This is a genomic window from Telluria sp. ZB4P34, assembly GCF_059686055.1.
In genome coordinates this window covers 222,007-248,228 of the sequence record NZ_JCASIF010000001.1, presented here as the reverse complement: position 1 = coordinate 248,228, position 26,222 = coordinate 222,007, and the positions used below count along the sequence as shown (strand labels likewise).

The following is a 26,222-nucleotide window of genomic DNA, read 5'->3' as shown; positions in this document are numbered from 1 at the left end:
GCAGCACCACTCGAACAGGCGCGCCGACGGCGACTCGATCCCTGCCGGGACAGGTTCTCAGCCCATCGGGCTGCAGACGTCGGTGCCGGCCGCCAGCGCCTTGAGCTTGGCCGGGTCGAGCAGGGTGACTTCGCGCTTGTCCACCTGCAGCCAGCCCTGCTTCTTGAAGCGCGACAGCAGGCGGCTGACGCTCTCGATGGTCAGTCCCAGGTAGTTGCCGATGTCCTCGCGCGACATGCGCAGCTGGAAGCTGTGCGGCGAATAGCCGCGCGCGGCGTAGCGCGCCGACAGGTTGACCAGGAACACGGCGAAGCGCTGCTCGGCGCGCATGTTGCCGAGCAGGAGCATGACGTTCTGCTCGCGCGTGATCTCCTGGCTCATGATGCGGTGGAAGTGGCGCAGCAGGGCCGGCACCTGGCCGAATAGCTCTTCCAGGCGCGAGAACGGGATCTCGCACACTTCGCTGTCCTCGAGCGCCACGGCGTCGCAGTGGTGGGTGCCGCTGATCGCGTCCATGCCCAGCAGTTCGCCGGCCATCTGGAAACCGGTGATCTGGGCCTCGCCGGCCGCGTTCACCTGGTAGGTCTTGAAATGCCCGAAGCGCACCGCGTACAGGTTGCGGAAGGGCTCGCCCACCGCGTACAGGCGCTCGTCGCGCGCCAGGCGCCGGCGGCGGCCGATGATCTGGTCGAGGCGGTTGATGTCGGCGTCCTCGAGTCCCATCGGCAGGCACAGCTGGTGCATGCTGCAGTTGCCGCAGCTGGTCTTGAGGGCCTGGATGCTGATCGGCGCTTCGCCAGGGAGCGAAATGGCTTGGTTCATGGCGGGGAGAACGGAGTGCGGACGGGAGCATTATAGACGGCAGTCCGGGTTCCCCGTTTTCTTTTTACTCCAGGAAGGAAAGCTCACCGGCCAGGCCGGCCACCCTGCGCTATCCGGCGGTGACAGGGGTTGCTTCCGATTTCTGACGCTAAGAAAAGGTTCAGGCGCGAAAGCTAACGGTGGCCCTACAGCGCCGCCTCGTGGCCTCGAGCCGGACATGCACGCGCCAACGGCGTATCAAAACGACACTGCCAAGCGTGCGCGCGGGCTGCGCGTGCTAGATTCTGGTCACGCTACGGGAGCCCCGTCGGGCAGTACAAGCACGCGATACAAGCACGCATTACGAGCACGCACTACGAGCACGCACTACGAGCACGCACTACGAGCACGCACTACAAGCACGCACTAATAGGGACGCACTACAAGCACGCACTACGCCAACGAGGAGCCTGCATGTTCGATATGTCCGCATTGGATCTGGCGCGCATCCAATTCGCGTTCACGATGTCTTTCCACATCCTGTTTCCAGCGATCACCATCGGCATGGCGAGCTACCTGGCCGTGCTCGAACTGTGCTGGCTCCGGACGCAACGCCAGGTCTACGTCGACCTCTACCACTACTGGCTCAAGATCTTCGCCGTCACCTTCGGCATGGGCGTCGTGTCGGGCATCGTGATGGCCTACCAGATCGGCACCAACTGGAGCTACCTGTCCGAGTTCGCCGGCAGCATCCTGGGGCCGATCCTGTCCTACGAGGTGCTGACCGCCTTCTTCCTCGAAGCAGGCTTCCTCGGGGTGATGCTGTTCGGCTGGAACCGGGTCGGACCGGGGCTGCACTTCGGCGCCACCTGCGCGGTGGCGGTCGGCACCCTGATCTCGTCCACCTGGATCCTGGCCGCCAACAGCTGGATGCAGACGCCCCGGGGCTATGCCATCGAGGGCGGGCGCATGGTCCCGGTCGACTGGCTGGCGATCGTCTTCAATCCCTCCTTTCCCTACCGCCTGCTGCACATGGTGATCGCGGCCTACCTGTGCACGGCGCTGATCGTGGGCGCCGCCGGGGCCTGGCAACTGCTACGGGGGCGCGACAACCCGGCGGTGCGCAAGATGCTGTCGATGGCCATGTGGATGATCCTGGTCGTGGCGCCGATCCAGGCGGTGGTGGGCGACTTCCACGGTCTGAACACGTTGAAGCACCAGCCGGCCAAGCTGGCCGCGATGGAGGGTCACTGGCAGAACGAAGGGGACAAGGCGGTCCCGCTGCTGCTGTTCGGCGTGCCCGACATGGAAGAGGAAAGGACCAAGTATGCGGTCGGCATCCCGCACCTCGGCAGCCTGATCCTGACCCACTCGTGGAACGGGCAGATCCCGGGGCTCAAGGAGTTTCCGCGTGAAAACCGGCCAAACTCGCTGATCGTGTTCTGGAGCTTCCGGCTGATGGTCGGGCTGGGGCTGCTCATGATCGCGCTGGGGGCCTGGAGCTTGTGGTTGCGGCGGAAGCGGGGAGGGGAGGCGCGGCTCTGGACCAGCCGTCCCTTCCTGCGTTTCGCGCTGTGGATGGGGCCGGCGGGCCTGGTCGCCATCCTGGCAGGCTGGACCACGACCGAGGTCGGGCGCCAGCCCTGGGTCGTGTACGGCGTGCTGCGCACGGCCGACGCGGTCTCGCCGCACAGCGCCGGCACCCTGGGGCTGACGCTGGCGCTGTTCGTGGTCGCCTACCTGTTCGTGTTCGGCACCGGCACCCGCTACCTGCTGCGCATGATGCGCAAGGGGCCGCAGCGCTTCGAACTGCACAAGGCGCCGGAGGGAGGGCCCGGCGAAGGACGCACGCCGATGCGGCCGCTGTCGGCGGCCGACGTACAGAACGACAATGACGAAGGCAGCGCCGTCCCGGACCAGCTCGGCGGGCATGCCGGGATGCGCCAGGGCGATCCGGGCAGTGCGTCCCCTGACGACAACAAGCCGGAGCGCTGACATGGGCATCGACACCACCGTCATCTGGGCGATCATCATCTTCTTCGCCGTCTTCATGTACGTGCTGCTGGACGGCTTCGACCTGGGCATCGGCCTGCTGTTTCCGTTCACGCCGAAGAAGCGCGACCGCGACACCATGATGAATACCGTGGCGCCGGTCTGGGACGGCAACGAGACCTGGCTGGTGCTGGGCGGCGAGGGACTGCTGGCGGCCTTCCCGGTAGCCTATTCGATCATCCTGTCGGGCCTGTACCTGCCATTGATTTTCATGCTGATCGGCCTGGTGTTCCGCGGCGTGGCGTTCGAGTTCCGCTTCAAGGCCAAGGAACACGAGCGCCACCTGTGGGACAAGGCATTCATCGGCGGCTCGGTGGCGGCGTCCTTCTTCCAGGGCGTGTCGCTGGGCGCTTTTCTCGACGGCATCGCGGTGTCGGGACGCAGCTTCGCCGGCGGGCCGCTCGACTGGATCGCGCCTTTCCCGCTGCTGGCCGGCGTCGGCGTGATGATCGCCTACACCCTGCTGGGCGCCACCTGGCTGGTCATGAAGACCGAGGGCGAGCTGCACGCGCGCATGGTGCAGGTGGCCAGGCCCTTCGCCCTGATGCTGCTGGGCGCGATCGTCGTCATCAGCATCTGGACCCCGTGGCGCGACCCGGCCGTGGCCGAACGCTGGTTCAGCTTCCCCAACATCGTGTTCCTGGCGCCGGTGCCGGTGCTGGTGCTGGTCTTCATCGTGCTCCTGCTGCGTTCGCTCAAGGGCCAGGGCGACAGCCTGCCGCACCGGGTGCCCTTCGTTGCGGCGCTGGCCCTGATCTTCCTCGGCTACAGCGGCATGGCGATCAGCATCTGGCCACACATCGTGCCGCCTGCGATCTCGATCTGGGAAGCCGCTTCGCCGCCGTCGAGCCAGGGTTTCGCGCTGGTCGGCACACTGTTCATCCTGCCCATCATCCTGATGTACACGGGCTGGTCTTACTGGGTATTCCGGGGCAAGGTCAAGGCCGACGCGGGGTATCACTGATGGACCGCCGGCGCAGGGTGGGCAGACGCGAATGGATGCGGCGGCTCGGCTGGCTGGCGGCCCTCTGGCTGGGCGGCGTGTTTACGCTGGCGGCCGTGGCCTACGTGATCCGGACCATCATGCATGCCCTCGGCATGCGCTGACCGCAACCGTGCGCGGCCCGCCGCGAGGGAAGACTACACTGCAAGCGACCCTTTGCCAACAGGAGGACAGCACCGTGTCCCACGCCGACGCGCCGCAGATCGACCGTGCCGCCGCACCGCATTTGCACGAGGGCGCACAAGGCGCCGTGGCGCTTCCCTTGACGGGCGAAGACCAGGCGCGCGCCGACCTGTACGCGCTGCTGTCGCGCCTGCTGCTGGCGGCGCCCGACGCCGGCCTGCTGGAGGCGCTGGCGCATGCCGATCCCATCCTGTCCGCAGGCGGCGAGCCGGCCCTCGAGCAGGCCTGGGAAGCCTTGAGCCTCGCCTCCGGCGTCATGGATCCGCAAGCCGTCTCGGAGGAGTTCGACGCGCTCTTCGTCAGCGTCGGCACGCCGCCGGTCAACCCCTACGGCTCGCGCTACCTGGCAGGCTTCCTGAACGACACGCCGCTGGCCGAACTGCGCGCCGACCTGGCCCGCCTGGGCATCGGGCGGATGCGCGGCGCCGGCGAATTCGAGGACCACCTGGGCGCCGTGTGCGAAACGATGCGCGTGCTGGTCGCGGGCGCCCCCGGCATTCCCCGCCAGCCGCTCGCGCAGCAGCGCGCCTTCTTCGACGCCCACATCGGCTCCTGGCACGCGCGCTGCCTGGCCGATATCTCGGGCGCCGATGGCGCCAATTACTACCGGCTGGTCGCACGGCTGGCCGGCGCCTTCCTCGCCATCGAAGCGGAAGCCTTCGAGGTCGGGGAAGCGCTCGACGAATCAACGGTTTGACGGAACGAGAGGCAGGGACATGGAACAGCATCCGCACGCACAGGACCAGGCACGGGATCAGGCGCAGGATGGGGCACAGGACGCCGGAGCCGGCCGGCCCGACCCGGCGCGCCGCAGCTTCCTGAAAGCCGCGCCGCTCGGCGCGCTGGCCGTGGTGGCCGGCAGTGCCGGCGCCGCCGACGCCCCGGCCCCGGCGCCGGCCGCGCCGCAGGTCAAGCGCGGCTACCACGAAACCGAGCACATTCGCCGCTACTACGAGACCGCCGCCTACTGGTGAGCACAATGGGAGAGCCAGCATGTCCCTCGTGAAGTCCGTCCGCGACAGCGGACTCAAACGGCGCCGCTTCCTGGTCGGCGCAGGTGTCGCCGCCGGGGCCGGCGCGCTCGCGCGGCAGCTGCCGCTGAACGTGATCGAACCGGCCAGGGCCGACGGGGCGCCCGGCGCCCCGGTGCCGACCGAGATCAAGCGCACCATCTGCAGCCACTGCTCGGTGGGCTGCTCGGTGGATGCCGTCGTGGCCAACGGCGTCTGGGTGCGCCAGGAAGCCGCCTTCGATTCGCCCATCAACATGGGGGCGCACTGCGCCAAGGGGGCTTCGGTGCGCGAGCACGCCTTCGGCGAGCACCGCCTGCGCTACCCGATGAAGCTGGTGGGCGGCAAGTACCAGCGCATTTCCTGGGACCAGGCCATCAACGAGATCGGCGACAAGCTGATCGAACTGCGCCAGAAATCCGGTCCCGACGCCCTGATGGTGATCGGCAGCTCCAAGCACAATAACGAGCAGGCCTACCTGCTGCGCAAGTTCGTGTCGTTCTGGGGTTCGAACAACTGCGACCACCAGGCCCGCATCTGCCACTCGACCACGGTGGCGGGCGTGGCCCAGACCTTCGGCTACGGGGCCATGACGAACTCCTTCAACGACTTGCACCACAGCAAGGCGGTGATGTTCATCGGCTCGAACCCGGCCGAGGCCCACCCGATCTCGATGCTGCACTTCCTGCACGCCAAGGAACTGGGCGCCAAGATGATCGTCATCGATCCGCGCTTCACCCGCACCGCGCGCTTCGCCCACCACTACGTGCGGGTACGTCCGGGCACCGATATCCCGCTGGTGTGGGGCATCCTGTGGCATATCTTCCAGAACGGCTGGGAAGACAAGGAATTCATCGCGGCCCGCACCTACGGCATGGAAGACGTGCGCAAGGAAGTGGCCAAATGGACGCCAGACAAGGTATCCGACATCACCGGCGTGCCGGAAGCCTCGGTCAGGATGGTGGCCGAGATGCTGGCCAAGAACAAGCCCTCGTCGGTGGTCTGGTGCATGGGCATCACCCAGCACACGGTCGGCACCGCCAACGTGCGCGCGCTGTCGATCCTGCAGCTGGCGCTGGGCAACATCGGCAAGCCCGGCGGCGGCGCCAACATCTACCGCGGCCACGACAACGTGCAGGGCGCCACCGACGTCGGCCCCAACGGCGACTCGCTGCCCGGCTACTACGGCATCGCGGAAGGCGCATGGAAGCACTTCGCGTCGGTCTGGGGCGTCGACTACAACTGGATCATGTCGCGCTTCGGCTCCAAGGAGCTGATGGAGAAGCCCGGCATCACCGTGTCGCGCTGGTTCGACGCGGTCAACGAAGAGAACCAGTTCATCGACCAGCCGAGCAACCTGCGCGCCGTGTTCTACTGGGGGCATGCGCCGAACAGCCAGGTGCGCCTGCCGGACATGAAGGCGGCCATGCAAAAGCTCGACATGCTGGTCGTGATCGACCCGTATCCGAGCATGACGGCCTCGATGCACGGCCGCACCGACGGCGTCTACCTGTTGCCGGCCGCCTCCCAGTTCGAGACCTCGGGCTCGTGCACGGCCTCGAACCGCAGCATCCAGTGGCGCGAGCGCGTCATCATGCCCCTGTTCGAGTGCAAGACCGACCACGAGATCATGTACCTGTTCGCCAAGAAGTTCGGCTTCCATAACGAACTGTGCAAGAACATCAAGGTCGTGCTCAACGAGCCGGTGATCGAGGATATCCTGCGCGAGATCAACCGCTCGTGCTGGACCATCGGCTACACCGGCTGCTCGCCGGAGCGCCTGAAGCTCCACATGGAGAACAAGCACACCTTCAATCCGACCACCATGCGCGCCGACGACGGCCCCTGCAAGGGCGACTACTACGGCCTGCCGTGGCCGTGCTGGGGCACGCCCGAAATGAAACACCCCGGCACCCCGATTCTCTACGACACCAGCAAGTCGGTGGCCGAGGGCGGCCTGCCGTTCCGCGCCAACTGGGGCGTCGAGCACGACGGGCAGTCGCTGCTGGCGGCCGACGGCTCTACCAACAAGGACAGCCAGCTCGACGTCGGCTATCCCGAGTTCGACCACGTGTTCCTGAAGAAGCTCGGCTGGTGGGCGGAGCTGACGCCCCAGGAACAGGCGATGGCCGAGGGCAAGAACTGGAAGACCGACAATTCGGGCGGCATCATCCGCGTCGTCATTGCCCACGGCTGCGCACCATTCGGCAATGCGCGGGCCCGCTGCAATGTCTGGAACTTTCCAGATCCGGTGCCGACCCACCGCGAGCCGCTGGCGTCGCCGCGGCGCGACCTGGTCGCCAAGTACCCGACCTACGACGACAAGGCCAACTTCTGGCGCGTGCCGACCCTGTTCAAGTCGGTGCAGGACGTCGACTACTCGAAGGACTTCCCGCTCATCATGACCTCCGGCCGCCTGGTCGAGTACGAGGGCGGCGGCGAGGAAACCCGTTCGAATCCCTGGCTGGCCGAGCTGCAGCAGAACATGTTCATCGAGATCAACCCGCGCGACGCGGCCCAGATGGCGGCCAACATCGGCGACTACGTCTGGGTCGAGACCCCGACCGGGGCGCGCATGAAGATGATGGCCATGGTCACCGAACGCGTGCCGATCGGCCTGGTCTGGATGCCCTTCCACTTCGGTGGCTGGTGGATGGGCGAGGACCTCGAGCGCCATTATCCTGAGGGCGGGGCGCCGACCGTGCGCGGCGAGGCCTGCAACACGGGCTGGACCTACGGCTACGACACCGTGACGATGATGCAGGAAACCAAGGTATCGCTGTGCCGGGTCGTCAAGGCCTGAAGCAGATCGCGATCGACTGAAGAGCGGAGGAGAACGGCATGGCCGCACGAATGAAATTTATCTGCGACACAGAGCGCTGCATCGACTGCAACGGCTGCGTGACCGCATGCAAGAACGAACACGAGACCCCCTGGGGCATCAACCGGCGCCGTGTCGTGACCATCAACGACGGCATCCCGGGCGAGCGCTCGGTGTCGGTCGCGTGCATGCACTGCACCGACGCGCCCTGCCTGGCGGTGTGCCCGACCAACTGCATCTACCACACCGAGGATGGCATCGTCCTGCACAGCAAGGACCAGTGCATCGGCTGCGGCTACTGCTACTACGCCTGTCCGTTCGGGGCGCCGCAGTTCCCGGAAACCGGCATGTTCAACCACCGCGGCAAGATGGACAAGTGCACCTTCTGCGCCGGCGGCCCGGAGCCCGACACCTCCGAAGCCGAGTTCAAGAAGTACGGCCGCAACCGCATCGCCGAAGGCAAGCTGCCGGCCTGCGCCGAGCAGTGCGGCACCAAGGCCCTGCTGGGCGGCGATGCCGACCAGATCGCCGACATCTATCGCCAGCGCGTGCAGACGCGCGGCTACGGCCCCGAGCTGTGGGGCTGGAAGATCGCCTACGGCCGGCCCAAGCGCGGCGGAGAGATCACTGCCAAGGGCGACCTGCCGCGGGTGAACCAGCTGGTCGGCGACGTGCAGAACGATCCGGGGAGGATCGTCCAATGAACAAGCTCCGTGACCGTGCGCGCTATGCCATCCTTGCCTTGCCGCTGCTGCTGTCCGGCTGCCTCGAAGTCGAGCAGTTCCCCGGCTGGCTGCGCGGCGAATACGCCGGCAAGGAAGACAACCGGCATTACCAGACCCGCTTCCATAACGACCGGCTGGCATGGTCGGCGGCGATCCAGAACCGGGCCATGAAGCAGAACGAATACAACCGGGCCAATCCCTGAGGAGCCGCCATGCACGCCAAACTTTCGCGCGCCTCGCTCCGTCTCACGCACTTTCTCATCCTTGGCCTGGTGTTCGCGCTGCTGCTGCCGTCGGCCTGGGCCGGCGTGCCCAACAAGGACGCCAAGCCGGCCTATGCCGAAGAGCAGACCATGCTCCAGATCGAAGCCGACTCGGTGGTCAAGGAACCGGGTCTGCTCGATGCGGCCTCGGGCCGGGTCCACATGGATCGCCACTTCCTGGGCCAGTACGGCGCCACCGAGGCCAACGTCATCGTCCAGCGCGGCGGCAACACCTGGCGCATCCTGCGCAACGGCCCGCTCGCCACCATCGCCGGCTTCATCCTGCTGGCCGTGCCCCTCCTGATCTTCGTGTTCTACAAGACCGTGGGTGGGGCGCGCGAAGAGCCGAGCTCCGGACGCCGCATCGAGCGCTTCACCAAGTGGGAGCGCAAGGTGCACTGGGCCACGGCCTACAGCTTCATCGCGCTGGCGATCACCGGCATCATCATCATGTACGGCAAGAAGATCATGCTGCCCTGGATGGGGCACGACCTGTTCTCCTGGGTCGCCATCATCTCGAAATACCTGCACAACTTCGTCGGGCCCTTGTTCATCGTCTGCTCGGTGCTGATGTTCATCACCTTCCTGCGCCGGAACTTCTTCAACCGCCAGGACTGGCAGTGGGTGAAGCAGGGCGGCGGGCTGGTCTCGCACAAGCATCCGCCGGCCGGCTTCTTCAACGCCGGCGAAAAGGCCTGGTTCTGGCTGGGCGTGACCCTGCTCGGCATCGTCATGTCGATCACCGGCCTGGTCCTTGACTTCGTGACCTTCGGCCAGACCCGCTACGTGCTGCAGGTGGCCAATACCCTGCACGTCGCCGGATCGGCCCTGTACATCGCCGCCGCCATGGGCCACATCTACATCGGCACCTGGGGCACGCCGGGCGCCTACCAGGCCATGCGCGACGGCACCGTCGACGAGAACTGGGCCGCCGCCCACCATTCGCTCTGGCTGGAGCAGGTGAAGAACGGCACCGCGACCGACCCGGCGCACCGTCCACACCCGGACGGCAAGCCGGTGCGGCCGAACCCGCGCCCGGGGGCTGCCCATTGAGAGGCCCACTGAGCGGCCCATCGAGGAATACCATGAAAGCATCCACCATCCTGATTCCTGGCGCGCTGGCGCTACTGGCCGTGCTGGCCGGCGGCTGCGACCGCGGCCGCAACCCGAGCGTGGGCGGCATCGAACAGACCAGATACCCGGGCCAGGTCTCGGCCGGCGGGCGCACCAGCGGCGCCATCATCGCCAGCACGGCCAAGCCCGTGGTCGACGCCACCTATGCCGGCGGCACGCCGGGCCATGCGGGCGGCGCCGGCGGCACCAGTTCGGGCGCCGAAACCGCCGGCACGGTGCGCGAAACCGGGCAGGGGCCGGCCACGGGCGTCACCAATCCGACCGGCGCCCAGGAAGGCACGCGCGAGCCACCCGGCGACTACGGCCGGCCGGCGGCGCCGGCGCCGGGGACGGTAGAAGCGCCGGCCGCCACCAATATCGCCCCGCAGAGCCCTGCCGCGCCGGGAACACTGGGAGCCAAGCAATGAACAGGCAATTGAAACTGACCGCAGTGCTTGCCGGCCTGCTGGCCTGCGGCGCACCCTCGTGGGCGGGCTTGCCCAAGCCGGTGCTGACCCCCGCACAGCAGCAGGAAGCCGCCGCCAAGAAGGCCGCCGCCGAGGCCAAGGCGGCCAAGGACAAGGAAGCCTTGACCGCCGCGATGGACGCGATCAGCGCCCATTGGCGCGCGCAGGCGCAGGCCAAGGGCTACAAGATCAATCCGCCGGTGATGGTTGCCGCAGCGCCGGCGGTGGCGGGACAGGCGACGTCCCCGGGAGCGGCGCCCGGGAGGGCCCCGGGCGTGGCCGGACCGGGCACGATGGCGCCCGGCCAGGTCGCCAATCCGGTCGCGCCCGGCGCGGCGCCGGTGGGCGCCGCCCGTGCCGCGGCCTCGGCCGGCGTGGTGCCGCCCGGGGTGACGCCGCCCAGCGCCGGCATGCCGGCGGCGGCGCCCGCGAACGCGGCGCCGGGCACGGCCGCCGCCGCGCCGGCCACCGGGGCCGCACCGCTCAGCCGCCAGGCCCTGAACGCGGCCAATGTCCCGATCAAGAGCGAGAAGCTGGGTAACGTGGCGCCCAGCGAGGACGTCAAGCGCGAACCGACCCGGTCCGTGGCCAGGGGCGCGGCGCCGGCCACGGAAAAGCGCGGCACTCCCACGACGGCGAACAAGCAATGAAGATGGGCAGCATGCCGATCGCGGTAATCATGCAGCGTCGCGCCGTGCAGCACCGCTGGGCCGACGAAGCCTGGGAGGCGGTCGGCGTGGTGCCGGACCGCGGCCAGCTGCCGCGCCTGCAGGTGCTCAGCAGCAGCCCGGAGCGCGACTACTACCTCGTTTCCGGTCTCGAGCTCGAGCTGTACACCGACGAGAACGAGGGCTATTACGAGAACTGCATGGCGCCGGAATCGAAGGTCTTCGTGCTGTGGCGTATGGAAGAGGGCAAGGCGATCCCCGTGCGCGCCTCGGTCAGCTACGTCGAGGGCACCCGCATGTTCGACTCCGGCGAACAGGCCGACGGCGTCACCATGCCGGCCGAGATCTATGCCTGGGTGGCTGGCTACCTGCGCGAGCACTACCAGCCCAGGCCACGCGGGCGCCGCGGCCGCGAACACGGATGAACGGGGCGACGATGTCCGAAGAAGGTTTTTTCCGGCGCTGGGCGCGCCTGAAGTCGAGCGGCGAGGATGCTTCCCCGGCGCAGGCGCCGCAGGCGCCGGCATTGCCCGGGCCGCTGGACGCGCCCACGGCCGGCGCCCCGCAGGAAGCCGAGGCGCCGCCGCGTGCGCCCTTGCCGACCCTGGAAGACGCGGCGCGGCTTACCCCCGACGCCGACTTTTCGGCTTTCGTCGCCAGGGACGTCGACGGCGCGGTCCGGCGGCTGGCGCTGAAGAAACTGTTCGCCGATCCGCATTTCAATATGGTCGACGGCCTCGATATCTACATGAGCGACTACAACAAGGCGGCGCCGCTCACGCCGGCAATGCTGGCTTCGCTCAAGCATGCGCAGGGCCTGGTCGCGCGCCTGCTCGACGACCGGCAGCAGGAAGCCGAGGCGGCGGCGCAGGCAGGGGAGCCGCAAGCGCAGCCTGAGCAGGAGCAGGAGCCCTTGCCGGCGCCGCCGTCCACACCACAAGGGAACGCATGAACATCCGTTTTACCGACAATCCATCGCTCGACCCGGTCCAGGAAGGCCGCAACATCCAGGCCAGGCTCGCCGCCATCCTGGCCGCGGACGCGATTCCCGTCTTCGAGCCGGCGATCACGGTCAACTACCGCTCGGGCGGCCGCACCCTGGTGGTCGGCTCCGCCGAACAGGCCTTGCCCTGGGCCGACAGGCTGGCGGCGGCGCTGCCCGTCACCGTGCTGCTGCTCGATAGCCAGGAGCGCATGCCGGTGCGGCCCTATCCGGTACACGTGGCGCGCACGGTCGCCGTGGCCGGCTGGCTGGGGTCCTTCGAGGCGCGCTGGCAGGCGCCCGGGCAAGCGCTCCAGCAAGGCCGCTTCGACCTTGTGCTCGACCTCGCCCCGGCCCGCCTGATTCCGAGCCACCAGCGCCCGCACGGCTACTATGCGCCAGGCTACGACGCGGCGGAGCGGTCCGCGGCCGCCGGGGCCATGCTCGAGATGGTCGGCGACTTCGAAAAGCCGAAGTATTTTTCGTACAAGGAGCGTACCTGCGCCCATGGCCGTAACGGCCAGAAGGGCTGCAGCGCCTGCATCGAAATCTGCTCTGCCCAGGCCATTGCCGACGATGGCGACCGAATCAAGGTCAATCCCTACCTGTGCGCGGGCTGCGGCGCCTGCTCCACGGTGTGTCCCACGGGCGCCATCAGCTACGCCTTCCCACCGGCCGCCCTCACCGGCAAGCGCATGCAGGCGGCCCTGCGTTCCTACCGTGAGGCGGGCGGGGCCGACCCGGTGTTCCTGCTGCACGACCCGGAGCACGGCGCGGCCCTGCTGGCCCAGCTCGGCGATGCGGTGCCGGGCCGGGTCATTCCGCTGGCGCTGCAGCACACCGCCTCCACCGGCATCGACGTGTGGTTCGCCGCGCTGGCCTATGGCGCAGCCGGCGTGTCGGTGCTGATGACGGGCCGTGAAGCCCCGCAATACATCGCCGCGCTTGACGGGCAGATGGAGATCGCCCAGGCAGTGCTGTCGGGCCTGGGTTACGAGGGTCCGCATTTCCAGCTGCTGCGCTTCGATGCGCCGGATGAGCTCGCAGTGGCGCTGCGCCACGCGCCGCGCGGACTGGCGCCAGGGGAGCCGGCCCTGTTTCACCTGGCGAACGACAAGCGCAACACGCTCGACTATGCGCTCGAGCACCTGCACCGTCACGCGCCGCTCAAGCCGGAACAGGTCGCGCTGCCGCCCGGCGCGCCTTTCGGGGCCATCGAGGTCGACCGCAAGGCCTGCAGCCTGTGCATGTCCTGCGTGGGCGCCTGCCCGGCCGGCGCGCTGCAGGACGGGCAGGGCGCGCCGCTGCTGCGTTTCATCGAGAAGAACTGCGTCCAGTGCGGCCTGTGCGCTGCCACCTGCCCGGAAGACGCCATCACCCTGGCTCCGCGCCTGTCCTTCCAGGCCTCGCGCAACGAGGCGGTCGTGCTCAACGAATCGCAGCCTTTCCACTGCATCCGCTGCGACAAGCCCTTCGGCACCCTGCAGATGGTCGAGAACATGCTCGGCAGGCTGGCTTCGCACCCGGCCTTCAGCGGCCACCTGGACCGGCTGCGCATGTGCGGCGACTGCCGCGTGATCGACATGATGGAGCCGGAGGGCGAGATGCGCATCACGGCCCTTACTCGGCGCTGATCCGTGGGGTGGGCGGATTCCGCCCACGCGGCGATCGTTGGCAGCGCCGCTGTCGTGCCGGATGATCTTGCTGCAAACTACCACCGCGTGGGCGGGAAAACAGTCCACTGGACTGTTTTCCCCCGCCCACCCCAAGGCATGCAATCATGGCAAAATGGCCACAGCAGCCATGCCCGACCCACCAGGAGACACCATGACGCCCTCCCAGCGCTTTCTTCAGGCGCGCGACTTCCTGCAGCAGCATCGCCTCGACTACGACACCGCCTACCGCGACTACCGCGCGCCCCAGCTCGACGCCTTCAACTGGGCGCTGGACTATTTCGACCCGATGGCGAAGGACAATCCACTGCCCGCGCTGTGGGTGGTCGAAGAGGATGGATCCGAGCAGAAGATCTCGTTCGCCGACATGGCCTCGCGTTCCTGCCAGGTGGCCGAGTACCTGCGCCTGTGCGGCGTCGACCGGGGCGACCGCGTCCTGCTGATGCTGCCGAACCGGGTCGAGCTGTGGGAGATCATGCTGGCCGGGATCAAGATCGGCGCGGTGCTGGTGCCGACCACGATGCTGGTCTCGGGCGCCGACCTGCAGGATCGCCTCGAGCGCGGCGGCGTGAAGCACGTCATCGCCCAGGCGTCCGAGGTCGGCAAGTTCGAGGGCATGGCGGGCAGCTTCACCCGCATCGCCGTGGGCGCCGGGCCGGGAGCCAGGCCGGACGGCTGGCACGACTATGCCGACAGCGGCAAGGTCCTGTCCGTATTCGCGCCGGCAGGCGAGACCCGCGCCACCGACCCGCTGCTGCTCTACTTCACCTCGGGCACCACGGCCAAGCCCAAGCTGGTGCTGCACAGCCACCAGAGCTATCCGGTCGGCCACCTGTCCACCATGTACTGGATCGGCCTGCAGCAGGGCGACGTGCACTGGAATATCTCCTCGCCGGGCTGGGCCAAGCATGCCTGGAGCTGCTTCTTCGCACCGTGGAACGCGGGCGCCACCATTTTCGTCTACAACTACGAACGCTTTTCCGCCAGGGCGGCCCTCGACACCATCGTCCGCTGCGGCGTAACGTCGCTGTGCGCCCCGCCGACGGTGTGGCGCATGATGATCAAGGAAGACCTGGCGGCCTGGCGCCCGCCGCTGCGCGAGCTGGTGGGGGCGGGCGAGCCGCTCAACCCGGAAGTGATCGAGCAGGTGGAACAGGCCTGGGGCATCCGCATCCGCGACGGCTTCGGCCAGTCCGAGAGCACCTGCCAGATCGGGAACCCGCCGGGCCAGCCGGTCAAGCCCGGTTCGATGGGCCGGCCCTTGCCGGGCTACCGGGTGGCCCTGCTCGACATCGACGACCAGCCGGCCGGCGAAGGCGAGATCGCGCTCGCGCTCGACCCGGCGCCGCTCGGCCTGATGATGTGCTACGAGGGTGACGAGGACAAGACCGCGCACGTCATGCGCGCCGGCTACTACCACACGGGCGACACCGCCACGGTGGACGCGGACGGCTATTACTTCTACGTCGGCCGCAACGACGACGTGTTCAAGTCCTCGGACTACCGCATCAGTCCGTTCGAGCTCGAGAGCGTGCTGATCGAGCACGAAGCCGTGCTGGAGGCGGCCATCGTGCCGAGCCCCGATCCGCTGCGCCTGGCGGTGCCGAAAGCTTTCGTCACCCTGCGCCAGGGCGTGGCCCCGAGCGCCGAGCTGGCGGCCTCGCTGTTCGCCTTCGCACGCGAGCGGCTGGCGCCGTACAAGCGCATCCGGCGCATCGAGTTCCGCGAGCTGCCCAAGACAATCTCGGGCAAGATCCGGCGGGTCGAGCTGCGCCGCGAGGAAGCTGCGCGCGACGGCCAGGCGGGGGAGGGGACCGAATACCGGGAAGAAGACTTCCCCGCCTGACGCATGCCGTGTCCAGGCTAAGTGTGCGGCACGCTACCGGCAATCCGCCGCATAATGGTGCTCGTCTTCACAACCAGCCCACGCGCCGCTGCGTGGTCCGCACCTTCTCGCAAGCCATCGATGACCACGACACGCGCCGCCGCATCCGCCCCTGCCTACGAAGTCAGGAAATCCCCCATCCACGGCAATGGCGTGTTCGCGCTGAGGCCGATCGGCGCCGGCGAGCGCATCATCGAATACCGCGGCGAGCGCATCAGCTGGGACGACGCCACGCGCCGCGCCGCGCAGGCGAACGGTCCGATCAACCACACCTTCTATTTCACGCTGGCCGACGGCCGCGTGATCGACGGCGGCAGCCGCGGCAACGCGGCGCGCTGGATCAACCATGCCTGCTCGCCCAACTGCGAAGCCTTCGAGGGCGAGGGGCGGGTCTACATCCACGCGATGCGCGACATCGAGGCGGGCGAAGAGCTGAACTATAACTATGCGCTGATCTACGACGAGCGCCACACGCCGGCCCTCAAGAAGCTGTTCGCCTGCCGCTGCGGCACGCCCGGCTGCACCGGCACCATGCTGGCGCCGAAGAAGCGCAGCGCGGGCCGCGCCGGCATGCGCGACAAGCGCAGCTCCGCCACCGCCTGAAGGAGCACGATGCAGCCCATCGTCCGCAGTCTGCTGGAAACCGACCTGTACAAGTTCACCATGTGGCAGGCGCTCCTGCACAGCCACCCGGACGCGAACGGCGAGTACGAGTTCCGCTGCCGGAACGAGCCGGCCTATCCGCTTGCCGAGCTGAAGGAAGAAGTCGAGCGCGAGCTCGACCACCTGTGCTCGATGATGTTCACGGAAACCGAAGTAGCCTACCTGCGTGGCCTGCGCTTCATCAGGAGCGACTTCGCCGACTTCCTCACGCTGTTCCGCTTCCAGCGCAAGTTCATCCGGGTCGAGACCGACGGCCCGCAACTGCGCATCCGCGCCTGCGGCCCGTTGGTGCACGTGATGGGCTTCGAGATCTACGTGCTCTACATCGTCAACGAGCTGTACTTCCGCCGCTTCGACCGCGACGCAGCGCTGCGGGAAGCGCGGCTGCGCCTGCGGCAGAAGATCGACGAGCTGCGCGCCTTCGAACGCGAACCGCAGCGCGCCACGCCCTTCGAGTTCTTCGATTTCGGCGTGCGCCGGCGCTTTTCCGGCGACTGGCACGACGAAGTGGTGGCCACGCTGGCGCGCGAGCTGCCGCGGTTCTTCAAGGGCACCTCGAACGTCTACCTGGCGCACAAGTACGGCCTGGTGCCGATCGGGACCATGGCCCACGAGTACCTGCAGGCCTACCAGGCCTTCGGCGTGCGCCTGCGCGATTTCCAGAAGGCGGCCCTGGAAGACTGGGTGCAGGAGTACCGGGGCGACCTCGGCACCGCGCTCACCGACGTGGTCGGCATGCGGGCCTTCCTGCGCGACTTCGACCTGTATTTCGCCAAGCTGTTCGACGGCTTGCGGCACGACTCCGGCGACCCGGTGGAGTGGGGCGAGAAGGCGCTGGCCCACTATGCGCGGCTGCGCATCGACGCCCGCACCAAGCGCCTGGTGTTCTCGGACGCGCTGACGGTGCCCAAGGCGCTCGGCCTGTACCGGCACTTCGCCGACCGCACCATGCTGGGCTTCGGCATCGGCACCAAGCTGACCAACGACACCCCGTACCCGGCCCTGAACATCGTGATGAAGCTGACCCGCTGCAACGGGCAGCCGGTGGCCAAGCTGTCCGACTCGCCGGGCAAGTCGATGTGTACCGACGAGACCTTCCTGGCCTATCTGCGCCAGGTCTTCGACCACCCCGGCGAAGGCTGAGAGCGCCTACGCGAGGGCCAGGCGGCGCCCGTGCGGCGCCGCTGCTTCTTCCAGCTGGTAGGAGAAAAAGCTTCCAGCTTCGATGCAGTGAGCGCAAATTCGGCGAAAATCCGCATGCAAAATTGCCGTGTGGCATTTGAATTTGCGATATTTGTGCATTGCTTCCCATGGGGCGTCAGAAGATACTTTAAAAATGAGGGATTTCGTCAGATCGGCTATACTCGCGGTATCAACCAGGACCGCTAATGCAAAGCAAGTTCACCGAAGACGATCCGATTCTCACCACCAGCGCCGCCGCACGCATGCTCGGTGTGGCGACCAGTACCGTGCAGCTATGGATGGAGAGCGGCGCCATTCCTTCGTGGAAGACGCCGGGCGGCCACCGGCGCACCCGCCAGAGTACGATCCAGGCCATGCTGGAGCGCGCCGGCCCCCTGTCGGGCGCACTGTCCGGAGAAACGCTGGTGCAGGCCCCGACCGATCCGGAATTCATCCTGCAAGGTGACGAAAGCTTCCCGACCATTCCGGACGAACCGCGCCGGCTGGCCGCGCTGGCGGCATCGCGCCTGGTCGACAGCCCGCAGGAAGAACGTTTCAACCGCATCGTGCGGCTGGCGGCAACCGTCACTGCTTCGCCGATCGCGCTGGTGTCCCTGCTTACCGCGCGCCGCCAGTGGTTCAAGGCGCGGGTCGGCCTCGGTCCGCAGGAGACCCCGCGGGAATGGGCTTTCTGTTCGCATGCCATCCTGCAGGATGCGCCTTTCATGGTCGAGGACGCGGCCACCGACGAGCGCTTCCGCGACAACCCGCTGGTGCTGGCCGAACCCCATATCCGCTTCTATGCCGGGGTGCCGCTGCGCGACCGCGGCGGCCTGCCGATGGGGACGCTATGCGTGATCGACCGCGAGCCGCGCAGGCTGCGCACGGCCGAACTGCAGGCGCTGTGCGACCTGGCCGATATCGCATCTTCCGAGCTCCAGGCGAAGACCAGCTGATCTGCTGCAACAATGCGCGACAAAGCCGTGCGCGCGTTCCGCTATGCTGGACAGGATTGTCCATTCATTACCGGGAGCGTTCGTGAAATCCGCCATTGCCGCCTTGCTATGCGCCACCGTCGTCGTCCATCCTGCCGCCGCGCAGGATAGCCAGGGCGCGCCGGCCCCCCAAACCACGCAGGAGAGCGCTGCGGCCACACAGGCCGCCACCGAAGCCGCCGCCACATGGCTGGCCCTGGCCGACGGGGGCAAGTATGCCGAGAGCTGGACCCGGGGCGCGCCCGCGATCCGGGCGACGGTGACGCAGGCGCAGTGGGAAACGCTGTTGCGTGAGGCACGCGCGCCGTTCGGCGCGCTCAAGTCGCGCACGGTCGCGCGCACGCACTACACCCGCAAGCTTCCTGGCGCGCCGGACGGCGAATATGTCGTGATCCAGTACCAGAGCGAATTCGCCGCGAAGTCCGGCATCGAGACCGTGGTCCCGATGCGCGACGCCGACGGCAGCTGGAAGGTGTCGGGCTACGCCATCAGGTGAGCCGGCCGGACAGCTTCCATAGCTCGGTCGGCAGGGCAGCCGGCGCATCCGGCTTGAAGAAGGCCGAATCCTGGATGTGCGAGGTGGTCACGTAGATGGCGCCGTCCGGCCCCTGGGCGAAGGTATCGGGCCAGCGCAGGCGCGCGTCCCGGACCAGCACCTGCGGCTGGCCGCCGGGCCCGGCGTCGAGGTCGCGCAGTTTTACCGCATCGTCCTCGACTGCGCTCAGCAGCATCTTGTTGGTGCCGCGCGGGATCAGGAGGCCGTCCGACACGCCATTGATGCCGTATTCCTCGACCTCGGCGCCGACATCCTCGCCCTGCATCCCCTTGCCGGCCAGGACGGCGGTATCGATGCGGTACAGGGTGTCGCCCTTGATCGCCTGCCAGTACAGCCACTTGCCGTCGTCGGACAGCGCGATGCCGTCGGCCGAGAATTCCACGCCGCGGCCGTCCGGCCGGCGCAGTTCTCGCCCGTCGGCCTTGACGTTCAGGCCCTTCTTCATCTGGGTGGACGGGTGTCCGTCGAGCAGGCGCGCGGACTTGCCGGCCTCGATGTCCACCACCAGGATCGCGCCGACCACGCCGGAATCGGTGATGAAGGCGTATTTTCCATCCTTCGACAGGCGCACGTCGTTCAGGTAGGAGCCCTGGGGCGCGACGTCCTCGCCGAAGGCGATGCTGCGCAATACCCGGTCGCCGGCCAGCCCGATCTGCACCAGCTTGGCGCCGCCCGACACCAGGTGCGCCTGGGCCGGCGCGGCCGGATCGAGCACCCACAGGCTGCCGCGACCGTCCGCGACGATGCTCTGTACGCAGACCCAGTGCTGTCCGGGCGGCAGTTCATCCTTCCTGGCGTTGCGCCAGGCGTTCCAGGCCGCGTCGGGGTAGGGGCGCAGGCTGCCATCCGCGCCCAGCTCGGCCACCGACACCGCAGTGTCTTCGGTCCAGCGCGGGAAGTTCACGAAGATCCGGCCGGTTTCGGAAACCGAGACGCCGGTGACCTGGTGCCCGAAGGCGGCCACCTGCTCGATGGTCCACTCCGTCGCGTTCGCTTGCTTGTCCTTGTTCATGCTGCTCCTCGCATCCCTGGTGCGGCGCGCTGGCGCGGTGTGCGCGCAGCCTTGTTCGCGCCCTTGTTCGATGTTGCGGCGCGCGCGGGTTTCGCTTCCCGTTTGCGCTTCTCGCCGGCTTCCTGTTCGCGGCGCAGGCGCTGCTGCAGCAGCGCCAGCACCGCCGCTTCTTCCGGCTGCAGCGCGTGCAGGTCGTCCGTGAGTTCCTGTTCGGTGCGCTCGCGCAGGGTTTCCAGCACTGCGCCGTCGAGATAGGCGTCGAGCACCACCGGGTGAACGTAGCACTTGCGGCAGACCGAGGGCGTGTTGCCGAGCTTTTCGGCGACCGACTCGATGGCGCGCACGATGTTCTTCTTGGCCTGGGCCTCGGAATCGAACTTCTCGAATTCCTGCAAGGCCAGCGCGGCCAGCACGGTGCCCGACCAGGTGCGGAAATCCTTGGCGGTATAGTCCTCGCCGGTGATCGTGCGCAGGTAGTCGTTGACCTCGCTCGAGTCGATGCTGTGGGTCTCGCCGGCCTCGTCCACGTACTGGAACAGTTCCTGGCCGGGCAGGTCGCGCGAGCGCGCGATGATGCGCGCCAGCCGGCGGTCGTGCACGTGCACCTTGTGGTACACGCCGCTCTTGCCCCGGAAGCGGAATTCGACATGGCTGCCGTCCACCTTCACGTGGCGATCGCGCAGCGTGGTCAGGCCGTAGGATTTGTTGGTGCGGGCGTACTCTTCATTGCCGACCCGCATCATGGTCGCTTCCAGCAGGTAGACGATCGTGGCCAGTACCTTTTCGCGCGGCAGGCCGGGCAGGGACAGGGCGCGGTCGACCTCCTTGCGGATGGCAGGGAGCGCCTGGCCGAAGTTCAGCATGCGTTCGTACTTCACCTCGTCGCGTACCGCGCGCCACTTCGGGTGGTAGCGGTATTGCTTGCGGCCCCTGGCATCGCGCCCGGTAGCCTGCAGGTGCCCGTTGGCCTGGGGGCAGATCCAGACCTCCGTCCAGGCCGGCGGGATCACCAGCGACTTGATGCGCGCCAGCGTGGCTTCGTCCGTGACCGGGTCGCCGCCGACGCCGAGATAGCGAAAGCCGTCCCCCTGTCTTTCGCGCCGGATACCGGGACGGTCGTCGTGGACATGACGCAGGCCCGCGGCCCTGGCGGCGGCGGGCGGGGCGCTGAGCGGGTTGTCGGCGCTGCCGGATGCTTCGCTGTGCATGGGGGCTCCCCTCCAGTCTCGGTCGCCCGATCCTACGCCGAACCGGGCGCGGGCGCCGTTCGGAAGCTAACGTAGCGCGGGGGGCTTGGGTTGGGGAGGCTCGCCCGCCGGTCAGGCGGGACGCGACGCCGGCGCAGCCTGCGCCAGCAGTTCGCTCAACCGGACCGTATCGACCGGCTTGACCAGGTAATGGTCGAAGCCGGCCTCGCGCGCGGCCTCGCGGTCCTGCTGGCGGCCGTAGCCGGTGGCCGCGATCAGGGTCGCGCCGCGCGTCTGCGGCAGCCGGCGCAGGCGGCGCGCCAGCTCGTTCCCGTCCATGTCAGGCAGGCCGATGTCGAGCAGGCATACCTGGGGCGAGAACACCTTGGCCATCTCGATGGCGTCCAGGGCATTGTAGGCGATCTCGACCCGGTGTCCGCCGGCGGCGAGGAACAGGTTCAGGGTATGGGCCGCGTCGAGGTTGTCGTCCACCACCAGCACGCGCAGCGGCGTCTGGGCGGAGGCAGCATGGCGCACCGCTTCCGCGACGGGCGACTCGGCTTCCTGCGTGTAGCGCGGCAGGCGCACGGTAAAGGTGCTGCCCCGGCCCAGCCCCGGGCTGGCGGCGCTGACGCTGCCCCCGTGCAGCTCGACCAGGCTGCGCGCCAGCGCCAGGCCCAGGCCCAGTCCACCCTGCGAACGGTCAGGGGTGCGCTCGGCCTGGGTGAACAGGTCGAACACGCGCTCGACCAGCGCGGCTTCCATGCCGATGCCGTCGTCTGCCACGCTCAGGACGTACTGCTCGCCGTCTTCGGCCAGGCGCAGCTGGATATGCCCGCCCTCCGGCGTGTACTTGGTGGCATTGCCAAGCAGGTTGGCCACGACCTGCACCAGGCGCTTGTGGTCGCCCTTGACCCGCGCCGAATCGGCCGGCAGCTCGAGCACCACCTTGTGGCGGCGCGCGTTGATCAGGGGGCGGATCTGTTCGGCCGCATCGTCCACCACCTTGCGCAGGTCCAGCACCTGGGTCGAGATCGACACCAGCCCGCGCGTCACGCGCGAGACGTCCAGCAGGTCGTCCACCAGGCTGGTCATGTGTTCGACCTGGCGCGCGATGATGGCGCAGGTCTGGGTGATCTGGGCATTGTCCGAATGCAGCAGCTTGAGCAGGTGGGCCCCGGTACTGATCGGCGCCAGCGGATTGCGCAGCTCGTGGGCCAGCATCGCCAGGAACTCGTCCTTGCGCTGGTCGGCCGCGCGCAGCTCGCGTTCGGCCTGGCTGCGCGCCGCTTCCTTGGCCTGCAGCGCGGCCGCCATGTCGTCCAGCGCCGCGGCCAGGCGGCCGATTTCCTCGTTGCCGCGGCCGATGCCCGAACGCGCGTCCAGCTGGCCGGCCGCGATGCGGCGCGCGGTCTCCATCAGTTTGCGCACCCGCTGCACGATCAGGATGTCGCCGGCCAGCCAGGCCGCCAGCAAGGCCAGCAGGGTCGTCGCGCCCAGGCCCAGCAGCGATGTCAACTGGGCCTCGCGCGCGGCGGCCGTGATGGTCTCGAGCGGCACGCCGATCGTCACCGTGTATTCCGACAGGGAGGGTCCGCCCACGCGTGCGAAGGCGTGCAGGCGCTCGATGCCGTCCTCGCCGCGCAGCAGCACCGGGCGCAGCGCCGGGTCGCGCATGGCCTTGAGCAGGCTCGGACTGATCTTCTTGCCGAACCAGCGTTCGGGATCCGGCCGGCGCGAGATCAGGAGTCCGTTCGCATCGGCCGTTTCCAGGATCGAGCCGAGCGGCAGGTTGATGTCGTTCACGAAGGTGTCGAGCCCGGCCAGGTCCATCGCCGAGAACACCACGGCCACGACCTTCCCGCTGCGGTCGGTCACGGGATAGGTGAGGTTGATGGTATGCCTGCGGATGACGCGTCCGAACACGTAGTCGCCGGCGATGAAGCGGCGCTCGGCGATGGCGCGCCGGAAGTGGCGGCGGTCGCCCAGGTTCACCGGGTGCAGCATCGGCACGGCGCTGCAGATCACTTCGCCGTCGAGGCGGATCAGGCCGAAGTTGACATAGCCTTCGTTACGGTCCAGTACGTCGGCCAGCAGGGCGTTGCAGCGGTCGGCCGGGCCCATCAGGTCCGGCACGCTGACCAGGTCGACCAGGATCTGGCGCGCACGCTCGAGCGACTGCGCTTCGTTGGCGGCGGCCAGGCCGGTCAGGCGCTGCAGGTTCTCTTCGGACGCGCGTATGGCGGCCTCGCGCTCGCGGATCCCGCTCAGCACCGTCATGACGGCGATCGGCGTGATCGCCAGTGCGACCAGCAGCATCAGGCGGCTGCGCAGGCTGTTCAAACGGAGACGCTGGAGCAAAGGGTTCATCGACATCTCGGTGACATGCAGTTGACCATGCACCGTCTAGTGCATACATTTCCTTATTGTACTAAACAGTCCGGCCAAGCGCGGGTACGGAAACCGTCGACGATTACTTGACACTTAAAGCATCTGCCCATGTAAGATATCGACAGCACCATAGCGGCAGCACCATAGCGGCAACACCATAGCGGCAACACCAGACTGGGAGCAGGAATGAACATCGTGTGCGTGGGCGGCGGCCCGGCCGGCCTATACTTCGGACTGTTGATGAAGAAGCGCCACCCGGACTACGCCGTCACCGTCGTCGAGCGCAACCGGGCCAGCGACACCTTCGGCTGGGGCGTGGTGTTTTCCGACCAGACCCTCGGCCACCTGGCCGGCGCGGACGAAGAGAGCGCGCGCGCCATCCTGCAGTCCTTCAACCACTGGGATGCGATCGACGTCCACTTCAAGGGGCGCACGCTCCGTTCCGGCGGCCACGGCTTCTGCGGCATCGGGCGCAAGCGCCTGCTGAACATCCTCCAGGCGCGCGCCGCCGCGCTGGGCGTGCAGCTGGTGTTCGAACACGAGGTGCGCGACGACGCCGAACTGGCGCGCGCCTACGGCGCCGACCTGGTGGTCGCCTGCGACGGCGTGAACAGCGCCGTGCGCAAGCGCTACGCCCATGTGTTCCAGCCGGAGCTCGAGCAGCGCCATTGCCGCTTCGTCTGGCTCGGCACCCGCAAGCGCTTCGACGCCTTCACCTTCGCCTTCGAGGAGACCGAGCACGGCTGGTTCCAGGCCCACGCCTACCAGTATGACGGCGACACCGCGACCTTCATCATAGAAACCCCGGAGCAAACCTGGCAGGCCGCCGGGCTGGAAGCGATGGACCAGGGGGAAGCGCTGGCCTACTGCGAACGCCTGTTCGCGCGCTACCTCGACGGCCAGCCCCTGATGGCCAATGCCGCCCACCTGCGCGGCTCAGGGATGTGGATCCGCTTCCCGCGGATCGCCTGCCGCCAGTGGGTGCACGTGCAGGAGATCGATGGCCGGCGCGTGCCGCTCGTGCTGATGGGGGACGCGGCGCATACGGCGCACTTCTCGATCGGCTCGGGCACCAAGCTGGCGCTCGAAGACGCGATCGAGCTGGCGCGCTGCCTGGACAACCCCCTGGCGCCGCTGGCCGAGGCCCTGGCGGCCTACGAGGCGGCGCGCCGGGTCGAGGTGCTCAAGCTGCAGAGCGCCGCGCGCAATTCGATGGAATGGTTCGAGAACGTGAAGCGCTACACGGCGATGGAGGCCGAGCAGTTCGCCTACTCGCTGCTGACGCGCAGCCAGCGCCTGTCGCACGAGAACCTGCGCCTGCGCGACCCGGACTACGTCGCCGGGTTCGAGCGCTGGTTCGCGGCCCGCGCCGCGGCGCAGGCCGGCGTGGCGGCGCCCGAAGGCTTTACCCCGCCGATGTTCACCCCCTACAAGGTCCGTGGCGTCCTGCTGAAGAACCGCATCATCGTCTCGCCGATGGCCCAGTACTCGGCGGTGGATGGGGGGGTGGGCGACTTCCACCTGGCCCACCTGGGCGCGCGCGCCCTTGGCGGCGCGGCCCTGGTCATGGCCGAGATGACCTGCGTGTCGGCGGACGCCCGCATCACGCCGGGCTGTCCGGGCCTGTACGCGCCGGAGCACACGGTGGCATGGCGGCGCATCGTCGAGTTCGTCCACGCCAGCAGCGATGCGAAGATCGGCGTGCAGCTGGGCCATGCCGGCGCCAAAGGCTCGACCCGGCCGATGTGGGACGGGATCGACCAGCCGCTCGCGGAGGGCAACTGGCCGCTGGTCGCGAGTTCGCCCCAGCAGTACCTGGACGGGGTGTCGCAGGTGGCGCGCGAAGCCACGCTCGACGACCTGGAGCGTATCAAGCAGGATTTCGTCCGGGCCACGCGGGCGGCGAACGATGCAGGCTTCGACTGGCTGGAGCTGCATTGCGCGCACGGCTACCTGCTGTCGAGTTTCATCTCGCCGCTCACCAACCGCCGCCGGGACGCCTACGGCGGCAGCCTGGAAAACCGCTGCCGCTACCCGCTCGAGGTGTTCGCGGCGATCCGGGCGGCCTGGCCTGCCGAAAAACCGGTCAGTGTGCGCCTGTCCGCGCACGACTGGGTCGAGGGCGGCGTCACCCCGGACGACGCGGTGCAGATCGCGCGCCTGTTCAAGGCGCTCGGGGCCGACATGATCGACTGCTCGTCGGGGCAGGTCAGCAAGGACGAAAAGCCGGTGTACGGGCGCATGTTCCAGACCCCGTTCGCGGACCGCATCCGCAACGAGGCCGGCATCCCGACCATCGCGGTCGGTTCCATCTACGAGGCCGACCACGTCAACGGCATCGTTTCCGCCGGGCGCGCCGACCTGTGCGCGGTGGCGCGGCCGCACCTGGCCAACCCGGCCTGGACCCTGAACGAGGCCGCCCGAATCGGCTATACGGGCGCCGCCTGGCCGCGCCAGTACCGCCCGGGCAAGCTGCAGCTGGAGCGCAACCTCGAGCGCGAACGCCAGATGCAGGCCGCGAACGCCGGCCTCACGCCCCAGCAGCTGGCCGCGCGCCTGCTCGAAGGCTGAACCCACCATCAACAGGAGC

The 26,222-nt window shown here is 68.2% G+C and carries 24 protein-coding genes; 20 read left to right on the top strand and 4 right to left on the bottom strand.

What is annotated here, in order from left to right:
• Positions 1–57: 57 nt before the first annotated feature.
• Positions 58–822, bottom strand: coding sequence for a fumarate/nitrate reduction transcriptional regulator Fnr (gene fnr, locus AC56KL_RS01100; protein ID WP_497178311.1), 765 nt, complete (start codon positions 820–822; stop codon positions 58–60).
• A gap of 453 nt (positions 823–1,275) precedes the next feature.
• On the opposite strand from fnr, the gene AC56KL_RS01095 reads away from it, so the two are divergent.
• From AC56KL_RS01095 to AC56KL_RS01005, 19 genes are all read left to right on the top strand, one after another.
• Positions 1,276–2,796 (top strand): cytochrome ubiquinol oxidase subunit I, encoded by a 1,521-nt coding sequence (locus AC56KL_RS01095; RefSeq protein ID WP_497178310.1) that lies wholly within the window; start codon positions 1,276–1,278, stop codon positions 2,794–2,796.
• Position 2,797: 1 nt separating this feature from the next.
• Positions 2,798–3,817, top strand: coding sequence for a cytochrome d ubiquinol oxidase subunit II (gene cydB / locus AC56KL_RS01090; protein WP_497178309.1), 1,020 nt, complete (start codon positions 2,798–2,800; stop codon positions 3,815–3,817).
• Between the two features lie 17 nt (positions 3,818–3,834).
• Positions 3,835–3,960 (top strand): DUF2474 domain-containing protein, encoded by a 126-nt coding sequence (locus tag AC56KL_RS01085; RefSeq protein WP_497178308.1) that lies wholly within the window; start codon positions 3,835–3,837, stop codon positions 3,958–3,960.
• Between the two features lie 74 nt (positions 3,961–4,034).
• On the top strand, positions 4,035–4,736 hold the full coding sequence (locus tag AC56KL_RS01080) for a TorD/DmsD family molecular chaperone (RefSeq protein WP_497178307.1): 702 nt from the start codon (positions 4,035–4,037) through the stop codon (positions 4,734–4,736).
• 19 nt (positions 4,737–4,755) lie between these two features.
• Entirely contained in the window at positions 4,756–5,013 is a 258-nt protein-coding gene (locus tag AC56KL_RS01075; RefSeq protein WP_497178306.1) for a formate dehydrogenase, read from the top strand.
• Between the two features lie 19 nt (positions 5,014–5,032).
• The gene (locus AC56KL_RS01070; protein ID WP_497178305.1) at positions 5,033–7,852 is read left to right on the top strand and encodes a formate dehydrogenase subunit alpha; all 2,820 of its coding nucleotides are present in this window, start codon (positions 5,033–5,035) and stop codon (positions 7,850–7,852) included.
• Positions 7,853–7,902: 50 nt separating this feature from the next.
• Complete coding sequence (fdh3B, locus tag AC56KL_RS01065) at positions 7,903–8,574, top strand: formate dehydrogenase FDH3 subunit beta (RefSeq protein ID WP_497178304.1); 672 nt, start codon at positions 7,903–7,905, stop codon at positions 8,572–8,574.
• Entirely contained in the window at positions 8,571–8,798 is a 228-nt protein-coding gene (locus tag AC56KL_RS01060; protein ID WP_497178303.1) for a hypothetical protein, read from the top strand. Before fdh3B ends, AC56KL_RS01060 begins: the two co-directional genes overlap by 4 nt.
• 9 nt (positions 8,799–8,807) lie before the next feature.
• The gene (locus AC56KL_RS01055) at positions 8,808–9,911 is read left to right on the top strand and encodes a formate dehydrogenase subunit gamma (RefSeq protein WP_497178302.1); all 1,104 of its coding nucleotides are present in this window, start codon (positions 8,808–8,810) and stop codon (positions 9,909–9,911) included.
• Between the two features lie 32 nt (positions 9,912–9,943).
• Positions 9,944–10,399 carry a hypothetical protein gene (locus AC56KL_RS01050; RefSeq protein WP_497178301.1) on the top strand — a complete coding sequence of 152 codons (456 nt, stop codon included), beginning with the start codon at positions 9,944–9,946 and terminating at the stop codon, positions 10,397–10,399.
• Positions 10,400–10,407: 8 nt separating this feature from the next.
• Positions 10,408–11,088, top strand: coding sequence for a hypothetical protein (locus AC56KL_RS01045; protein ID WP_497178300.1), 681 nt, complete (start codon positions 10,408–10,410; stop codon positions 11,086–11,088).
• Positions 11,089–11,099: 11 nt separating this feature from the next.
• Entirely contained in the window at positions 11,100–11,531 is a 432-nt protein-coding gene (locus tag AC56KL_RS01040) for a DUF3305 domain-containing protein (protein ID WP_497178299.1), read from the top strand.
• 11 nt (positions 11,532–11,542) lie between these two features.
• A complete protein-coding gene (locus tag AC56KL_RS01035; protein WP_497178298.1) occupies positions 11,543–12,058 on the top strand; it encodes a DUF3306 domain-containing protein in 516 nt (171 codons plus the stop codon).
• On the top strand, positions 12,055–13,722 hold the full coding sequence (locus AC56KL_RS01030) for a 4Fe-4S binding protein (protein WP_497178297.1): 1,668 nt from the start codon (positions 12,055–12,057) through the stop codon (positions 13,720–13,722). The genes AC56KL_RS01035 and AC56KL_RS01030 overlap by 4 nt, the downstream gene beginning before the upstream one ends.
• A 193-nt stretch (positions 13,723–13,915) precedes the next feature.
• Positions 13,916–15,607, top strand: a complete 1,692-nt coding sequence (locus tag AC56KL_RS01025; protein ID WP_497178296.1) for an AMP-binding protein — start codon at positions 13,916–13,918, stop codon at positions 15,605–15,607.
• A gap of 120 nt (positions 15,608–15,727) precedes the next feature.
• Positions 15,728–16,249 carry an SET domain-containing protein gene (locus tag AC56KL_RS01020; protein WP_497178295.1) on the top strand — a complete coding sequence of 174 codons (522 nt, stop codon included), beginning with the start codon at positions 15,728–15,730 and terminating at the stop codon, positions 16,247–16,249.
• Positions 16,250–16,258: 9 nt separating this feature from the next.
• The gene (gene pncB / locus AC56KL_RS01015) at positions 16,259–17,452 is read left to right on the top strand and encodes a nicotinate phosphoribosyltransferase (protein WP_497178294.1); all 1,194 of its coding nucleotides are present in this window, start codon (positions 16,259–16,261) and stop codon (positions 17,450–17,452) included.
• 245 nt (positions 17,453–17,697) lie between these two features.
• Positions 17,698–18,447: a GAF domain-containing protein gene (locus AC56KL_RS01010; RefSeq protein WP_497178293.1), complete on the top strand. Its 750-nt coding sequence runs from the start codon at positions 17,698–17,700 to the stop codon at positions 18,445–18,447.
• An 82-nt stretch (positions 18,448–18,529) separates the two neighbouring features.
• A complete protein-coding gene (locus AC56KL_RS01005; RefSeq protein ID WP_497178292.1) occupies positions 18,530–18,982 on the top strand; it encodes a DUF4019 domain-containing protein in 453 nt (150 codons plus the stop codon).
• Here AC56KL_RS01005 and AC56KL_RS01000 read toward each other — a convergent pair.
• The 3 genes from AC56KL_RS01000 to AC56KL_RS00990 all read right to left on the bottom strand — a co-directional run bounded on the left by AC56KL_RS01000 (position 18,975) and on the right by AC56KL_RS00990 (position 23,611).
• A complete protein-coding gene (locus AC56KL_RS01000; protein ID WP_497178291.1) occupies positions 18,975–20,054 on the bottom strand; it encodes an L-dopachrome tautomerase-related protein in 1,080 nt (359 codons plus the stop codon). The two genes, AC56KL_RS01005 and AC56KL_RS01000, sit on opposite strands and share 8 nt — an antisense overlap.
• Positions 20,051–21,262 (bottom strand): DNA topoisomerase IB, encoded by a 1,212-nt coding sequence (locus AC56KL_RS00995; RefSeq protein WP_497178290.1) that lies wholly within the window; start codon positions 21,260–21,262, stop codon positions 20,051–20,053. Before AC56KL_RS00995 ends, AC56KL_RS01000 begins: the two co-directional genes overlap by 4 nt.
• Before the next feature lie 111 nt (positions 21,263–21,373).
• Entirely contained in the window at positions 21,374–23,611 is a 2,238-nt protein-coding gene (locus AC56KL_RS00990; RefSeq protein ID WP_497178289.1) for a hybrid sensor histidine kinase/response regulator, read from the bottom strand.
• 207 nt (positions 23,612–23,818) lie between these two features.
• Between AC56KL_RS00990 and AC56KL_RS00985 the strand changes: the two genes are divergently transcribed.
• Complete coding sequence (locus AC56KL_RS00985) at positions 23,819–26,203, top strand: bifunctional salicylyl-CoA 5-hydroxylase/oxidoreductase (protein WP_497178288.1); 2,385 nt, start codon at positions 23,819–23,821, stop codon at positions 26,201–26,203.
• The last annotated feature ends 19 nt before the right edge of the window (positions 26,204–26,222 follow it).

What these genes read in the sequence shown, in the direction of transcription:
- AC56KL_RS01050 (WP_497178301.1), top strand. Translation starts at nt 9,944, where the DNA reads ATGAAAGCATCCACCATCCTGATTCCTGGCGCGCTGGCGCTACTGGCC.
- AC56KL_RS01055 (WP_497178302.1), top strand. Translation starts at nt 8,808, where the DNA reads ATGCACGCCAAACTTTCGCGCGCCTCGCTCCGTCTCACGCACTTTCTC.
- fnr (WP_497178311.1), bottom strand. Translation starts at nt 822, where the DNA reads ATGAACCAAGCCATTTCGCTCCCTGGCGAAGCGCCGATCAGCATCCAG.
- AC56KL_RS01060 (WP_497178303.1), top strand. Translation starts at nt 8,571, where the DNA reads ATGAACAAGCTCCGTGACCGTGCGCGCTATGCCATCCTTGCCTTGCCG.
- AC56KL_RS01030 (WP_497178297.1), top strand. Translation starts at nt 12,055, where the DNA reads ATGAACATCCGTTTTACCGACAATCCATCGCTCGACCCGGTCCAGGAA.
- AC56KL_RS01075 (WP_497178306.1), top strand. Translation starts at nt 4,756, where the DNA reads ATGGAACAGCATCCGCACGCACAGGACCAGGCACGGGATCAGGCGCAG.
- AC56KL_RS01010 (WP_497178293.1), top strand. Translation starts at nt 17,698, where the DNA reads ATGCAAAGCAAGTTCACCGAAGACGATCCGATTCTCACCACCAGCGCC.
- cydB (WP_497178309.1), top strand. Translation starts at nt 2,798, where the DNA reads ATGGGCATCGACACCACCGTCATCTGGGCGATCATCATCTTCTTCGCC.
- fdh3B (WP_497178304.1), top strand. Translation starts at nt 7,903, where the DNA reads ATGAAATTTATCTGCGACACAGAGCGCTGCATCGACTGCAACGGCTGC.
- AC56KL_RS01035 (WP_497178298.1), top strand. Translation starts at nt 11,543, where the DNA reads ATGTCCGAAGAAGGTTTTTTCCGGCGCTGGGCGCGCCTGAAGTCGAGC.
- AC56KL_RS01000 (WP_497178291.1), bottom strand. Translation starts at nt 20,054, where the DNA reads ATGAACAAGGACAAGCAAGCGAACGCGACGGAGTGGACCATCGAGCAG.
- AC56KL_RS01020 (WP_497178295.1), top strand. Translation starts at nt 15,728, where the DNA reads ATGACCACGACACGCGCCGCCGCATCCGCCCCTGCCTACGAAGTCAGG.
- AC56KL_RS00985 (WP_497178288.1), top strand. Translation starts at nt 23,819, where the DNA reads ATGAACATCGTGTGCGTGGGCGGCGGCCCGGCCGGCCTATACTTCGGA.
- AC56KL_RS01070 (WP_497178305.1), top strand. Translation starts at nt 5,033, where the DNA reads ATGTCCCTCGTGAAGTCCGTCCGCGACAGCGGACTCAAACGGCGCCGC.
- AC56KL_RS01025 (WP_497178296.1), top strand. Translation starts at nt 13,916, where the DNA reads ATGACGCCCTCCCAGCGCTTTCTTCAGGCGCGCGACTTCCTGCAGCAG.
- AC56KL_RS00995 (WP_497178290.1), bottom strand. Translation starts at nt 21,262, where the DNA reads ATGCACAGCGAAGCATCCGGCAGCGCCGACAACCCGCTCAGCGCCCCG.
- pncB (WP_497178294.1), top strand. Translation starts at nt 16,259, where the DNA reads ATGCAGCCCATCGTCCGCAGTCTGCTGGAAACCGACCTGTACAAGTTC.
- AC56KL_RS01040 (WP_497178299.1), top strand. Translation starts at nt 11,100, where the DNA reads ATGCCGATCGCGGTAATCATGCAGCGTCGCGCCGTGCAGCACCGCTGG.
- AC56KL_RS00990 (WP_497178289.1), bottom strand. Translation starts at nt 23,611, where the DNA reads ATGAACCCTTTGCTCCAGCGTCTCCGTTTGAACAGCCTGCGCAGCCGC.
- AC56KL_RS01095 (WP_497178310.1), top strand. Translation starts at nt 1,276, where the DNA reads ATGTTCGATATGTCCGCATTGGATCTGGCGCGCATCCAATTCGCGTTC.